Here is a 12,901-nt window from a genome sequence, read left to right as displayed (position 1 = left end):
GGGCTTAGAGTTCTTAAATCGGCTATCATTTCAGGAAGGGGGTGGCAACAACATGCCAACAATTAACCAATTGGTTCGTAAAGGTCGTCAAGCCAAAATCGAAAAATCTAAATCTCCCGCTCTTCAAAAAGGGTATAACGCCCTCAAGCGTGAGGCTACAAATTTGAGCGCTCCGCAAAAACGCGGTGTGTGCACTCGTGTTGGTACTATGACTCCACGTAAACCAAACTCAGCGCTTCGTAAATATGCCCGTGTTCGTTTGACGAACCGTCTCGAGGTAACAGCTTATATCCCGGGTATCGGACATAACTTACAAGAGCACAGTGTTGTATTACTTCGCGGAGGTAAAGTAAAGGACCTTGCAGGGGTTCGTTACCATATCGTTCGTGGTGCATTGGATACAGCAGGTGTAGCTAACCGGATGCAAGCTCGTTCTAAATACGGTGCTAAACGTCCTAAAGCTAAGAAATAAGAAAAAATTCTAGAATAATAAACATTTAAGAAAGGGGGATATCCATGCCACGCAAAGGTCCAGTTACTAAGAGAGACGTATTGCCAGATCCGTTGTATAATAGCAAGTTGGTTACTCGTTTGATTAACCGCATTATGCTGGGTGGTAAAAGAGGTGTCGCTCAAAGCATTCTGTACAATTCATTCAAGTTGATTGAAGAACGTACGGGTAAAGATCCGATGGAAGTTTTCGAAGCTGCCATCAAGAATATCATGCCGGTTTTGGAAGTCAAAGCTCGTCGTGTCGGTGGTGCTAACTATCAAGTGCCTATCGAGGTTAAACCAGAGAGACGTACTGCTCTGGGATTACGTTGGCTCGTAAACTACTCTCGCAACCGCGGTGAGAAGACGATGGAAGAGCGTTTGGCGGCTGAGATCATCGACGCTTCCAACAACACAGGCGCTTCTGTTAAGAAACGCGAAGATACACACAAAATGGCTGAAGCAAACAAAGCGTTCGCTCACTACCGTTGGTAGGATTAAGGTCATTCAAATAACTTATATTTTGAAGGGAGATCCATTTCATGGCTAGAGAGTTCTCCTTAAAAAATACACGTAATATCGGGATCATGGCGCATATTGATGCTGGTAAAACAACTACCACAGAGCGGATTCTTTTCTATACAGGCCGTACGCACAAAATCGGTGAAGTTCACGAGGGTGCTGCTACAATGGACTGGATGGAGCAAGAACAAGAGCGCGGAATCACGATTACGTCCGCTGCTACGACTGCTGCGTGGAAAGGTCACCGCATCAATATCATTGATACCCCAGGACACGTTGACTTCACTGTTGAAGTTGAACGTTCCCTGCGTGTATTGGATGGGGCAGTAGGTGTATTTAGTGCAAAAGAGGGCGTTGAGCCTCAGTCTGAAACCGTATGGAGACAGGCTGACCGTTATAACGTTCCACGTATTGCATATGTGAACAAAATGGACATTATCGGTGCGGATTTCCTTAACGTAATCGAAACTATGCGTGATCGCCTTCAAGCCAATGCAGTTGCTATTCAATTGCCAATTGGTGCAGAAAGTGATTTCACTGGTATTATCGACCTTGTTGAGCAAAAAGCACACATGTTCAGAGATGATCTAGGCCAAAACATCGAAGTAACGGATATTCCGGAAGAATATTTGGCCAAAGTTGAGGAGCTGCGTCTCGAGTTGATCGAGAAAGTTGCTGAACTTGATGAAGATCTGACTATGAAGTACTTGGAAGGCGAAGAAATTACAGTTCCGGAAATTAAAGCTGCACTGCGCAAAGGCGTAGTTGAAGTTAAATTGTTCCCTGTAATTGTTGGATCCTCCTACCGTAACAAAGGTATTCAGCTTATGCTGGATGCTGTTGTTGATTACTTGCCATCTCCTCTTGACGTTCCAGCTATCACTGGACATCTTGATGATGGAACTGAAGCAATTCGTCATTCTTCGGATGAAGAACCGTTTGCAGCTTTGGCATTTAAAATCATGACTGACCCTTATGTAGGTAAACTTACGTTCTTCCGTGTATACTCTGGTGTTCTAGAGTCCGGATCTTACGTAGTTAATGCTACTAAGAACAAGCGTGAACGTATTGGTCGTATCCTTCAAATGCATGCTAACAGCCGTCAAGAGATTTCCATCGTGTATTCTGGTGACATCGCTGCAGCAGTTGGTTTGAAAGATACCAGCACAGGTGATACACTGTGTGATGAGAAGCATCCAGTAATTCTGGAATCAATGAACTTCCCTGATCCAGTTATCGAAATCGCTGTTGAACCAAAAACAAAAGCTGACCAAGATAAATTGGGCGTTGCTCTCGGTAAGTTGACTGAAGAGGATCCTACTCTTCGTGCTCATACTGATGAAGAAACAGGTCAAACTATCCTGGCTGGTATGGGTGAACTTCACTTGGACATCATCATCGACCGTATGCGTCGTGAGTTCAAAGTAGAAACCAATGTGGGTAAACCACAGGTTGCTTACCGCGAAACGTTCAAGGCACCTGCTCGCGTCGAAGGTAAATTTGTACGCCAATCTGGTGGTCGTGGTCAGTACGGTCACGTATGGGTGGAATTTGAACCCCTCGAGCCAGGTACTGGTAGCAAATTCGAAAGTAAAGTTGTCGGTGGCTCGGTTCCTAGAGAGTACATCGCTCCTGCACTTGCGGGTATCGAAGAACAAATGAAAAACGGCGTACTTGCAGGCTTCCCGCTTGTAGACGTTAAAGCTACCATCGTTGATGGTTCTTACCATGATGTCGATTCCAACGAAATGGCATTTAAAATTGCCGGCTCGATGGCGCTTAAAGCAGCTAAAGACAAGTGTAAACCTGTCCTGCTTGAGCCAATCATGAAAGTAGAAGTAACTGTTCCTGAGGAATATATGGGTGATGTTATGGGTATGCTGAACTCCCGCCGTGGCCGTATCGAAGGTATGGATTCCCGTGGTGGAGCGCAAATTATCCGTGCTAAGGTGCCTCTTTCCGAAATGTTCGGATACTCTACAACTCTTCGTTCTGGTACTCAAGGACGTGGCGTATTCTCAATGGAGCTTTCTCACTATGAAGAAGTTCCTAAGTCCATTGCGGAAGAGATCGCTGCTAAGAACAAAGGCGGAGAATAATTACTAGTTTTAACTTGCCGTCCGAGTATAATTACTCAGTCATCTAAGATAAACATATATGCGGGCGGCTCAAATATAAGGAACCCCACATTAAGGAGGAACTGTTCAAATGGCAAAGGCAAAGTTTGAACGTAACAAACCGCACGTTAACATCGGTACTATTGGTCACGTCGACCATGGTAAAACGACTCTGACTGCTGCAATCACTACTGTATTGTCCAAAACTTACGGTGGCGCAGCTATCGCATTCGATCAAATCGACAAAGCTCCTGAAGAGCGCGAACGTGGTATCACAATCTCCACTTCCCACGTTGAATATGAAACTCCTAACCGTCACTACGCTCACGTAGACTGCCCTGGTCACGCCGACTATGTTAAAAACATGATCACAGGCGCAGCGCAAATGGACGGAGCTATCCTGGTTGTATCCGCAGCTGATGGCCCTATGCCACAAACTCGCGAGCACATCCTGTTGTCCCGTCAAGTAGGTGTTCCATACATCGTTGTTTTCTTGAACAAATGCGACATGGTTGAAGACGAAGAGTTGTTGGAATTGGTTGAAATGGAAGTTCGTGACTTGCTGAGCGAGTATGACTTCCCAGGCGACGACACTCCAATCATTCGTGGTTCTGCTCGTGAAGCTCTTCAAAACCCAGAAGGCGAATATGCTAAGAAGATTGTTGAAATGTTCGAAACAATCGACGAGTACATTCCACTTCCAGAGCGTCAAACTGACAAACCATTCTTGATGCCTGTCGAAGATGTATTCTCCATCACTGGCCGCGGTACTGTGGCAACTGGTCGCGTAGAACGCGGAACAGTTAAAGTCGGAGAAGAAATCGAAATCGTTGGTATTCACGAAGAAACTAAGAAATCCGTAGTTACGGGCGTAGAAATGTTCCGTAAATTGCTGGATTCCGCTCAAGCGGGCGACAACATCGGAGCTTTGCTTCGTGGTGTAGACCGTACTATGATCGAGCGTGGCCAAGTATTGGCTAAACCGAACTCTGTTAAACCACACACTGAGTTCACTGCTCAAATCTACGTTTTGACTAAAGAAGAAGGCGGACGTCATAAACCATTCTTCACTGGTTACCGTCCACAGTTCTACTTCCGTACAACTGACGTAACTGGCATCATCAACTTGCCAGAAGGTACTGAAATGGTTATGCCTGGTGACAACATCACTGTAACTGTTGCTTTGATCTCCCCTATCGCTATTGAAGAAGGTACTAAATTCTCCATTCGCGAAGGTGGCCGTACAGTTGGAGCAGGTAGCGTAGCTTCCATCCAAAAATAAATTCGTTTCTATCTGCGGGTAGACTCTGAATCATAGTGCCCCGGATTCTTCTTGCGGAGAATCCGGGGCTTTTTGTTTTCTGAAACAATAATTCACATTTCGACATTTTAGAGTAAAATGAAGGAGGGCTAATAATGTAAAAATATAGGAATTAGGGGAGAGCGATAATATGGGGAAATGTCCTTTTTCCTTTCTGCATGCGCTAACTGCACGTAATAATAATGTGGATTCTCCTGCCTCTCATTCCTTAGATCTCAAGCATCAGAGCAAATATGCTGAGGAGTCTTTTCACAAGCTGGAGGGTTATGATGAACTCAATGAGCAAATGAGAATGATTGATCTATCTGAATCAGATTTGAACTTATTACGTAGGGTGAAGCCTAGTGTTGAAAAGAATATAGACTATATAATTGATCAATTTTATAATTCGGTATTAGGTATGGATAAACTCGAAGCCATTATATTGGAGCATAGTAGTATCGAGAGGTTGAAAACAACGCTCCGCGAACATATCATTGAAATTTTTGCTGGCAAAGTTGATGAAGAATACATATCAAAGCGAATGAAGTTTGCTAATATTCATAAAAGAGTAGGACTTGAGCCTAAATGGTACTTATCCGCTTTTCAAAATCTTCAGAATGTTTTTAAACAAGTTATCTATAATGAGACACATGATGACAATATACGTCTACATTTAGTTAAGACCGTAACTAAGCTGCTTAATCTTGAACAACAACTTGTCCTAGAAGAATACGAGAAGGAGAACGTCAAAGAGAAGGAACAGCAATACCTTTTGGTTAAAAATGAATTAAAGCAGAAAATTGCTGAATTCAGCAGCGAATTAATAGATTTTAGTATCGACACAAATGCCGCTGTGAAGCAGCTAGTAGCCAGTAGCAATGAAGTGAGTAGAACATTCCAACGTACAGCTACATCTGCTGTAGAGTCGCAGGGGTTGGCTGCAGATGGACATGAGCATTTGGATAGCTTAACAGGACAGATTAATCTTATTTATCAAAGTACTAGTCAAATGGAACATTCAGTCCAGGAATTAAGCAATTCCTCTAACCAAATTCAAAAAAATTGTAAATTCAGTTAAAGATATTGCTGACCAAACTAAAATTCTTTCACTTAATGCAACGATAGAAGCAGCTAGAGTCGGAGTGCATGGCAGAGGGTTTAGTGTAGTTGCTCAAGAAGTTAGTCGGTTGGCAGAGGATACGAAGAATACTGTAATTCAGATCGTAGAGCTGACTTATAAATCGGGAAGTCTCACACAACAGGTCGTTGAGGAGATACGTAAGGTACAGGAGCTAACCAAAAGCGGGAAACATCAATCCGTTGAGACTAGTCTATTATTTTCCGAAATTGTAGAGGCGATGAGGAGTAGCACACAAGAGATTGTTATAGTAGAAGAAGAAATAAGAACTTTGATTCAGACGATAGAGGGAATTGGGGCAGCAACAGCACAGACTGCGGAGTCAGCTGAGTTTTTTAAGTCTGCCACTGAGAATCTTTAACCTATATAATAGTAATAAAGCAGCGCATGAAAAAAATATGCGTTGTTTTGCTATTTTAGCTTGCAATACTGCCGCCTATTATATATAATAATAAATGTTGTTCTGAGACGTTGCGATGATGTGAGAGGTTACTGACACACCCGGCCCCTTTGCCATGAGGTCGACGTCAGAAAATTTTCACGGAGTATGTCCGATAATAAATTGGGCGATAGAAGGAGGGACTAAAATGGCAAAGCAAAAAATTCGTATTCGCTTGAAAGCATACGACCACAGAATTCTTGATCAATCCGCAGAGAAAATCGTTGAAACTGCAAAACGTTCGGGTGCTGGTGTATCTGGACCGATTCCGTTGCCAACTGAGAAGCAAATCATTACTATTCTCCGTGCGGTACACAAGTACAAGGATTCCCGTGAACAGTTTGAACAACGGACTCACAAACGTTTGATCGATATTGTGAACCCAACACCACAAACTGTGGATGCCTTGATGCGCTTGGATCTACCGTCCGGTGTAGATATCGAAATCAAATTGTAATTCTTTATTAGTAACTTAGGAAAAGAAAAGAGGTGTCAACATTGAAAGGTATCTTAGGAAAAAAACTCGGTATGACTCAAGTGTTTACTCCAGAAGGTAACGTAATTCCAGTTACTGTTATCGAAGCAGGACCTTGTGTAGTACTGCAAAAGAAAGACCTGAATATCGACGGATATGAAGCAGTGCAATTGGGCTTTTCTGATAAAAAAGAAAGTCGCTCCAATAAGCCTGAACAGGGTCACGCCAAAAAGGCAAATGCAACACCTAAGCGCTACGTTCGCGAAATTCGCGGTGTTGATCTCGGGTCTCTCGAGGTTGGACAAGAGCTGAAGGCTGATATCTTTGCTGAGGGCGAATTTGTTGACGTAACTGGTACATCTAAAGGTAAAGGTTTCCAAGGTAACATTAAACGTTGGGGACAAAGCCGCGGACCAATGGCACACGGATCGCGTTACCACAGAAGACCGGGTTCCATGGGTTCTATCCAAGCTAACCGTGTTCCGAAGGGCAAACGCCTTCCAGGACATATGGGTCACACGACTATCACGGTTCAAAAGCTTGAAATCATCAAGGTTGACGTTGAACGTAACGTATTGCTGGTTAAAGGCGCTATCCCAGGTCCTAAAAACAGCTTCGTGAAAGTTAAACAAACCGTTAAGAAATAATTACCTAAGAAAGGAGGAACATGAAATGCCAAAAGTAACACTTTTTAATATTAGTGGCAACGAAGTTGGTGAAGTAGAACTGAGCGATACAGTATTCGGTATTGAACCGAATGAGCACGTTCTACATGAAGCTGCGCTTATGCAAAGAGCTTCCCTTCGTCGTGGTACACACAAAGTAAAAGGACGTTCTGAAGTTCGTGGCGGTGGACGTAAGCCTTGGAAACAAAAAGGTACAGGTCGCGCTCGTCAAGGCTCCATTCGTTCTCCACAATGGAAAGGCGGCGGCGTTGTCTTCGGACCAACTCCACGCAGCTATTCCTGGAAATTGCCTAAGAAGGTTCGTCGTTTGGCGATCAAATCCGCTTTGTCCTCGAAAGTACTCGAGAATGACATTATCGTATTGGATAGCTTGACAATGAATGCTCCGAAGACGAAAGAATTCGCAGCAATCTTGAACAACCTGAAAGTGGATCGCAAAGCGTTGATCGTAGCTACTAGCTATGATGATAACGTAGCACTTTCCGCTCGTAACATCCCTGGGGTGAAATTCGTAGCGGCTGACGGCATTAATGTTCTTGACGTACTGACGTACGACAAACTGATCATCACTAAAGAAGCAGTTCTGAAGGTAGAGGAGGTGTTCGCGTAATGAAAGATCCTCGTGATATTATCAAACGTCCGGTGATTACGGAACGTACTTCCGACTACATGAGCGAAATGAAATACGCTTTTGAAGTGGATATCCGTGCTAACAAAACCGAAATCAAAAAAGCTGTCGAGGCTATTTTCAAAGTAAAAGTAACAAATGTGAACACAATGCGCGTACCTGGTAAACTGAAACGTTATGGTAAATATTCTGGTTACACTCCAGAGTGGAAAAAAGCCATCGTTAAGCTTAGCCCGGACAGCAAACCGCTTGAATTTTTTGAAGCGGTAGAATAATACTCTTAAAGTAAGGAGGAAACTATAGTGCCAATCAAAAAGTACAAACCGACCTCTCCGGCAAGACGACACATGTCTGTGTCTACGTTTGAAGAAATCACAACAAACCAGCCAGAGAAATCGTTGCTTTCTCCGTTGTTCAAACATGCGGGACGCAACAACCAAGGTAAAATTACGGTTCGTCACCATGGCGGCGGACACAAACGTAAATACCGTATTATCGACTTCAAGCGGACTAAAGACGGCATACCAGGTAGCGTTGCTACAATCGAGTATGACCCGAACCGTACATCTAATATTGCTTTGATCCACTATGCTGATGGAGAGAAACGTTATATCATCGCTCCTAAAGGCCTAAAAGTTGGGGATAAAGTAGAATCCGGCCCAACAGCCGACATCAAAATTGGTAACAGTCTTGCATTGGAGAACATCCCAGTGGGTACAGTTATCCACAATATTGAGTTGAAACCAGGTAAAGGCGGACAATTGGTTCGTGCTGCTGGTACAGAAGCTCAATTGCTTGGTAAAGAAGAAAAGTACTGTTCCGTTCGTTTGTCATCCGGTGAGGTTCGTAAGATCCTTAGCGTATGCCGTGCAACTATCGGTTCCGTAGGTAACGAAGATCATGAATTGATCAAAATCGGTAAAGCTGGACGTAGTCGCTGGCTGGGCCGTCGCCCTGAAGTACGCGGTGTAGTAATGAACCCGAACGATCACCCACACGGTGGTGGTGAAGGCCGCGCTCCAATCGGACGTAAATCGCCTATGTCTCCATGGGGTAAACCAACCCTTGGTTACAAAACGCGTAAGAAAAACAAGGCATCTGATAAATATATCGTTCGCCGCCGCACGAAATAAGACGCTTCTGGCAAGTTAATAAAGCGCGAAGCGTCGATTCGCGGTTTGAAGAACCGGATGAAGGGAGGATTCACACATGGGTCGCAGTTTAAAGAAGGGGCCGTTTATCGATGGCTACCTACTTAAAAAAGTTGAGGAACTGAACGAGGCTGAGAAAAAGGTTGTAGTTAAAACTTGGTCCCGTCGCTCAACCATTTTCCCTCAGTTTATCGGACATACGTTTGGTGTATATGACGGCCGTAAACACGTGCCTGTATACGTAACAGAAGATATGGTAGGTCACAAGTTGGGCGAGTTCGCGCCAACACGTACTTACAAAGGCCACGCGGGTGACGATAAGAAAACAAGAAGATAATAATAAGGTCTCTGTTTGAAAGGAGGTTAAACAATGGAAGCAAAAGCACATGCAAGATCGGTGCGGATTTCCGCTCGTAAAGCGAAACTGGTTGTTGACTTGATTCGTGGTAAGCAAGTGGGGGAAGCAATTGCTATTCTTCGCCACACTCCGAAATCCGCTTCTCCGGTCGTTGAGAAGTTGCTTAATTCGGCAATTGCGAATGCTGAGCATAACTATTCTTTGGACGTGAACAGTTTGTTCGTTAGCGAGGTTTTCGTTAACCAAGGACCTACTATGAAACGTTTCCGTCCGCGCGCCATGGGCCGCGCAAGTCGGATCAATAAACGCACGAGCCACATTACACTGGTGGTATCTGAGAAATAAGGAGGGATAACACGTGGGTCAAAAGGTAAATCCAATCGGACTCCGGATCGGGATCATTCGCGATTGGGAATCTAAATGGTATGCAGGAAAAGATTTCGGTACTCTTCTGATGGAAGACGTCAAAATCCGGGAATACCTTAAAGGTAAGTTGAAGGATTCCGCTGTTTCCCATATCGAGATCGAAAGAGCGGCTAACCGCGTGAACGTTACAATTCATACTGCTAAACCAGGTATGGTTATTGGTAAGGGCGGAGCTGAAGTAGAAGTACTTCGCAGCGCAGTTACAGCAATCGCTGGTGGCAAAAAAGTACACATCAACATCAATGAAATTAAGCACCCTGAATTGGATGCAATTCTTGTAGCTGAGAGCATTGCTCAACAATTGGAACGTCGTGTATCGTTCCGTCGTGCACTCAAACAAGCGATTCAAAGAACTATGCGTTCTGGCGCAAAAGGGATTAAAACTCAAGTAGGCGGACGTCTTGGCGGAGCTGAGATTGCTCGTTCAGAAGGTTATAGCGAAGGAACAGTTCCACTTCATACGCTTCGTGCCGATATCGATTACGGAACGGCTGAAGCACATACAACTTACGGTCTTATCGGCGTAAAAGTATGGATCTACCGTGGAGAAGTTCTTCCCCCAGCTAAGAAACAAGCTGCTCAGGAAGGAGGCAACTAATCATGTTGGTACCAAAACGCGTAAAACACCGCAAGCAACAACGCGGACACATGAAGGGTATGGCAAAGGGTGGTACTGAATTGAACTTCGGCGAATTCGGCCTGGTTGCAATGGAACCATCTTGGATCACTAACCGTCAGATCGAAGCTGCTCGTATCGCAATGACACGTTATATCAAACGTGGCGGTCAAGTTTGGATCAAGATTTTCCCAGATAAGCCTATTACTCAAAAGCCTCTCGAGGTTCGTATGGGTAGTGGTAAAGGTAACGTTGAGAAATGGGTAGCCGTAGTTAAACCGGGCAAGATTATGTTCGAACTCGGAGGCGTGTCGGAAGAAATCGCTCGTGAAGCGATGCGTCTTGCCGCTCACAAGCTGCCTGTTAAGACTAAGTTTGTGAAACGTGAAGAATTGGGTGGTGAAGCAAATGAAAGCTAATGAACTTCGCAACTTAACCACTGCTGAGATTGAACAAAAGATCGCTGGATTCAAAGAGGAACTTTTTAATCTCCGTTTCCAATTGGCAACTGGCCAGCTGGACAACCCGACTCGGATTCGTGACGTGCGTAAGGAAATAGCTCGTGCTAAAACCGTAATCCATCAAAGAGTGCTTGGGATTAGTTAAGTGAGACGGATCTCAGATCCGTATTCAGGAAGGAGGCTAACTAATGAGCGAAGAACGTAATGCACGTAAAGTGCTAATCGGTAAAGTGGTCAGTGATAAAATGGATAAAACCATCGTAGTCGCTGTTGAAACCTATAAGAAACATAACTTGTACCACAAACGCATCAAGTCTACGAAGAAATTCAAAGCACATGATGAGGAAAACGTTGCAAAAATTGGCGATACCGTAAAAGTCATGGAAACTCGTCCGTTGTCCAAGGACAAACGTTGGAGACTAGTTGAAGTGGTTGAAAAAGCGGTTATCATCTAAGATAATCAAAAGAGTTTTTCCGGAAGGAGGAAATTAAAATGATTCAACCATTTACACGTTTGCATGTGGCTGACAACTCTGGTGCGAAGGAACTGATGTGTATCCGCGTACTGGGTGGTACTGGACGCCGTACAGCAGCAATCGGTGATTTGATCGTTTGTTCCGTTAAACAAGCAACACCAGGCGGCGTTGTCAAAAAAGGTGATGTTGTTAGAGCGGTAGTTGTTCGTACGAAACGTTCCGTTCGTCGTAAAGATGGATCTTACATCGCATTCGACGAAAATGCAGCTGTTGTTGTTAAAGACGACAGAAGCCCTCGTGGAACACGTATCTTTGGACCAGTTGCTCGCGAACTTCGCGATAAGGACTACATGAAGATCGTTTCCTTGGCACCGGAAGTAATCTAATAAACACGAGCACCAATAAGTTGAAGGTTAGTTATAGGAGGTGTAATAAATGCCTAGAGTGAAAAAAGTTCTGGAATCCCATAACAATAAACTGCACGTGAAGAAAGATGATGTGGTGCTTGTGATTAGTGGTAAAGACAAAGGCAAAAAAGGCCGTGTCATCGCTGCTTATCCTCGTGAAAACCGCGTTCTGGTAGAAGGCGTCAATATGGTGAAAAAACACCAAAAGCCGAACCAGCTGAATCCACAGGGTGGAATTATTGAGCAGGAAGCTTCGATTCATGTGTCCAACGTAATGCACATCGATCCGAAGTCCGGCAAAGTAACACGTATCGGTTACAAAGTATTGGACAACGGTAAAAAAGTTCGGATTGCTAAAAGATCCGGAGAGATTATCGACTAATCTAGCCCTTAAGAAAGGAGGTTAAATCTTCATGGCAGCAAGAATGAAAGAACGTTATCTCAACGAAATAACACCTGCTTTGATGCAGAAGTTTAACTATACAACTGTTATGCAAGTGCCTAAGATCGAGAAGGTTGTCATCAACATGGGTGTGGGTGACGCTGTTCAAAACTCCAAAGTACTTGATGCTGCAGTTAATGACATGCAGTTAATCGCTGGTCAAAAACCAGTAATCACTAAAGCTAAAAAATCCATCGCTGGTTTTAAACTACGCGAAAATATGCCGATTGGGGTTAAAGTAACACTGCGCGGCGAGCGTATGTATTACTTCTTGGACAAATTGTTCAACGTAACGCTTCCACGCGTACGTGACTTCCGTGGTGTTTCCACTAAAGCCTTTGACGGCCGTGGTAACTACACACTTGGTCTTAAAGAACAATTGATCTTCCCCGAGATCGAATATGACAAAGTGGATAAAGTCCGCGGTATGGACATCGTTATTGTAACGACTGCTAAGACGGATGAGGAATCCCGCGAGCTGCTGGGTCAGCTGGGAATGCCTTTCGCAAAATAAAGTCGGTTAATCCATTTTCTCCGAAAATGTTTAGGAGGTGTCAGGCTAAGTGGCAAAAACTTCGATGAAAGTTAAACAACAACGTACGCCTAAGTTTAAAGTACGTGCATATACACGTTGCGAACGTTGTGGTCGTCCACATTCGGTACTGCAAAAGTTCAAAATTTGCAGAATTTGTTTCCGTGAATTAGCTTATAAAGGCCAGATCCCTGGCGTGAAAAAAGCAAGTTGGTAAGAAGTTTATAAACGG

General features: G+C 44.1%; 21 protein-coding genes. All 21 read left to right on the top strand.

What is annotated here, in order from left to right; translation table 11 throughout:
* Positions 1 to 52 precede the first annotated feature (52 nt).
* Entirely contained in the window at positions 53 to 472 is a 420-nt protein-coding gene (gene rpsL, locus L1028_RS23640; RefSeq protein WP_036680518.1) for a 30S ribosomal protein S12, read from the top strand.
* Between the two features lie 44 nt (positions 473 to 516).
* Positions 517 to 987 (top strand): 30S ribosomal protein S7, encoded by a 471-nt coding sequence (gene rpsG / locus L1028_RS23635; RefSeq protein WP_036680520.1) that lies wholly within the window; start codon positions 517 to 519, stop codon positions 985 to 987.
* 47 nt (positions 988 to 1,034) lie between these two features.
* Positions 1,035 to 3,113 carry an elongation factor G gene (gene fusA / locus L1028_RS23630; RefSeq protein WP_234540263.1) on the top strand — a complete coding sequence of 693 codons (2,079 nt, stop codon included), beginning with the start codon at positions 1,035 to 1,037 and terminating at the stop codon, positions 3,111 to 3,113.
* A 109-nt stretch (positions 3,114 to 3,222) separates the two neighbouring features.
* Positions 3,223 to 4,413 carry an elongation factor Tu gene (gene tuf / locus L1028_RS23625; protein ID WP_042192178.1) on the top strand — a complete coding sequence of 397 codons (1,191 nt, stop codon included), beginning with the start codon at positions 3,223 to 3,225 and terminating at the stop codon, positions 4,411 to 4,413.
* Between the two features lie 169 nt (positions 4,414 to 4,582).
* Positions 4,583 to 5,512, top strand: coding sequence for a protoglobin domain-containing protein (locus tag L1028_RS31370; RefSeq protein ID WP_279306909.1), 930 nt, complete (start codon positions 4,583 to 4,585; stop codon positions 5,510 to 5,512).
* Entirely contained in the window at positions 5,472 to 5,933 is a 462-nt protein-coding gene (locus tag L1028_RS23615; RefSeq protein ID WP_341482579.1) for a methyl-accepting chemotaxis protein, read from the top strand. The genes L1028_RS31370 and L1028_RS23615 overlap by 41 nt, the downstream gene beginning before the upstream one ends.
* A 226-nt stretch (positions 5,934 to 6,159) precedes the next feature.
* Entirely contained in the window at positions 6,160 to 6,468 is a 309-nt protein-coding gene (rpsJ, locus tag L1028_RS23610) for a 30S ribosomal protein S10 (RefSeq protein ID WP_017692074.1), read from the top strand.
* Positions 6,469 to 6,509: 41 nt separating this feature from the next.
* The gene (gene rplC, locus L1028_RS23605; protein WP_076286852.1) at positions 6,510 to 7,133 is read left to right on the top strand and encodes a 50S ribosomal protein L3; all 624 of its coding nucleotides are present in this window, start codon (positions 6,510 to 6,512) and stop codon (positions 7,131 to 7,133) included.
* 25 nt (positions 7,134 to 7,158) lie between these two features.
* The gene (gene rplD, locus L1028_RS23600; protein WP_036680536.1) at positions 7,159 to 7,782 is read left to right on the top strand and encodes a 50S ribosomal protein L4; all 624 of its coding nucleotides are present in this window, start codon (positions 7,159 to 7,161) and stop codon (positions 7,780 to 7,782) included.
* On the top strand, positions 7,782 to 8,075 hold the full coding sequence (gene rplW, locus L1028_RS23595; protein ID WP_036680537.1) for a 50S ribosomal protein L23: 294 nt from the start codon (positions 7,782 to 7,784) through the stop codon (positions 8,073 to 8,075). Before rplD ends, rplW begins: the two co-directional genes overlap by 1 nt.
* 27 nt (positions 8,076 to 8,102) lie before the next feature.
* A complete protein-coding gene (gene rplB / locus L1028_RS23590; protein ID WP_042192171.1) occupies positions 8,103 to 8,933 on the top strand; it encodes a 50S ribosomal protein L2 in 831 nt (276 codons plus the stop codon).
* Between the two features lie 76 nt (positions 8,934 to 9,009).
* On the top strand, positions 9,010 to 9,288 hold the full coding sequence (gene rpsS / locus L1028_RS23585; RefSeq protein ID WP_036652940.1) for a 30S ribosomal protein S19: 279 nt from the start codon (positions 9,010 to 9,012) through the stop codon (positions 9,286 to 9,288).
* A gap of 33 nt (positions 9,289 to 9,321) precedes the next feature.
* Entirely contained in the window at positions 9,322 to 9,654 is a 333-nt protein-coding gene (rplV, locus tag L1028_RS23580) for a 50S ribosomal protein L22 (RefSeq protein WP_036680546.1), read from the top strand.
* A gap of 13 nt (positions 9,655 to 9,667) precedes the next feature.
* Positions 9,668 to 10,333, top strand: a complete 666-nt coding sequence (rpsC, locus tag L1028_RS23575) for a 30S ribosomal protein S3 (RefSeq protein ID WP_042192169.1) — start codon at positions 9,668 to 9,670, stop codon at positions 10,331 to 10,333.
* 2 nt (positions 10,334 to 10,335) lie between these two features.
* Positions 10,336 to 10,770, top strand: a complete 435-nt coding sequence (gene rplP, locus L1028_RS23570; protein WP_042131224.1) for a 50S ribosomal protein L16 — start codon at positions 10,336 to 10,338, stop codon at positions 10,768 to 10,770.
* Complete coding sequence (gene rpmC / locus L1028_RS23565) at positions 10,760 to 10,957, top strand: 50S ribosomal protein L29 (protein WP_019908232.1); 198 nt, start codon at positions 10,760 to 10,762, stop codon at positions 10,955 to 10,957. Before rplP ends, rpmC begins: the two co-directional genes overlap by 11 nt.
* Positions 10,958 to 11,000: 43 nt before the next feature.
* Entirely contained in the window at positions 11,001 to 11,267 is a 267-nt protein-coding gene (gene rpsQ, locus L1028_RS23560) for a 30S ribosomal protein S17 (protein ID WP_042131223.1), read from the top strand.
* A 38-nt stretch (positions 11,268 to 11,305) separates the two neighbouring features.
* Positions 11,306 to 11,674: a 50S ribosomal protein L14 gene (gene rplN, locus L1028_RS23555; protein ID WP_036680556.1), complete on the top strand. Its 369-nt coding sequence runs from the start codon at positions 11,306 to 11,308 to the stop codon at positions 11,672 to 11,674.
* Positions 11,675 to 11,723: 49 nt separating this feature from the next.
* Positions 11,724 to 12,077 carry a 50S ribosomal protein L24 gene (rplX, locus tag L1028_RS23550; RefSeq protein WP_076286851.1) on the top strand — a complete coding sequence of 118 codons (354 nt, stop codon included), beginning with the start codon at positions 11,724 to 11,726 and terminating at the stop codon, positions 12,075 to 12,077.
* Between the two features lie 31 nt (positions 12,078 to 12,108).
* On the top strand, positions 12,109 to 12,651 hold the full coding sequence (gene rplE, locus L1028_RS23545) for a 50S ribosomal protein L5 (RefSeq protein ID WP_042131222.1): 543 nt from the start codon (positions 12,109 to 12,111) through the stop codon (positions 12,649 to 12,651).
* Positions 12,652 to 12,700: 49 nt separating this feature from the next.
* Positions 12,701 to 12,886, top strand: coding sequence for a type Z 30S ribosomal protein S14 (locus L1028_RS23540; RefSeq protein ID WP_013312154.1), 186 nt, complete (start codon positions 12,701 to 12,703; stop codon positions 12,884 to 12,886).
* The last annotated feature ends 15 nt before the right edge of the window (positions 12,887 to 12,901 follow it).

Source organism: Paenibacillus pseudetheri (assembly GCF_924513355.1).
In the GTDB taxonomy this organism is placed as follows: Bacteria; Bacillota; Bacilli; order Paenibacillales; family Paenibacillaceae; genus Paenibacillus_AQ; species Paenibacillus_AQ pseudetheri.
This window is presented reverse-complemented; position numbering and strand designations above follow the sequence as displayed.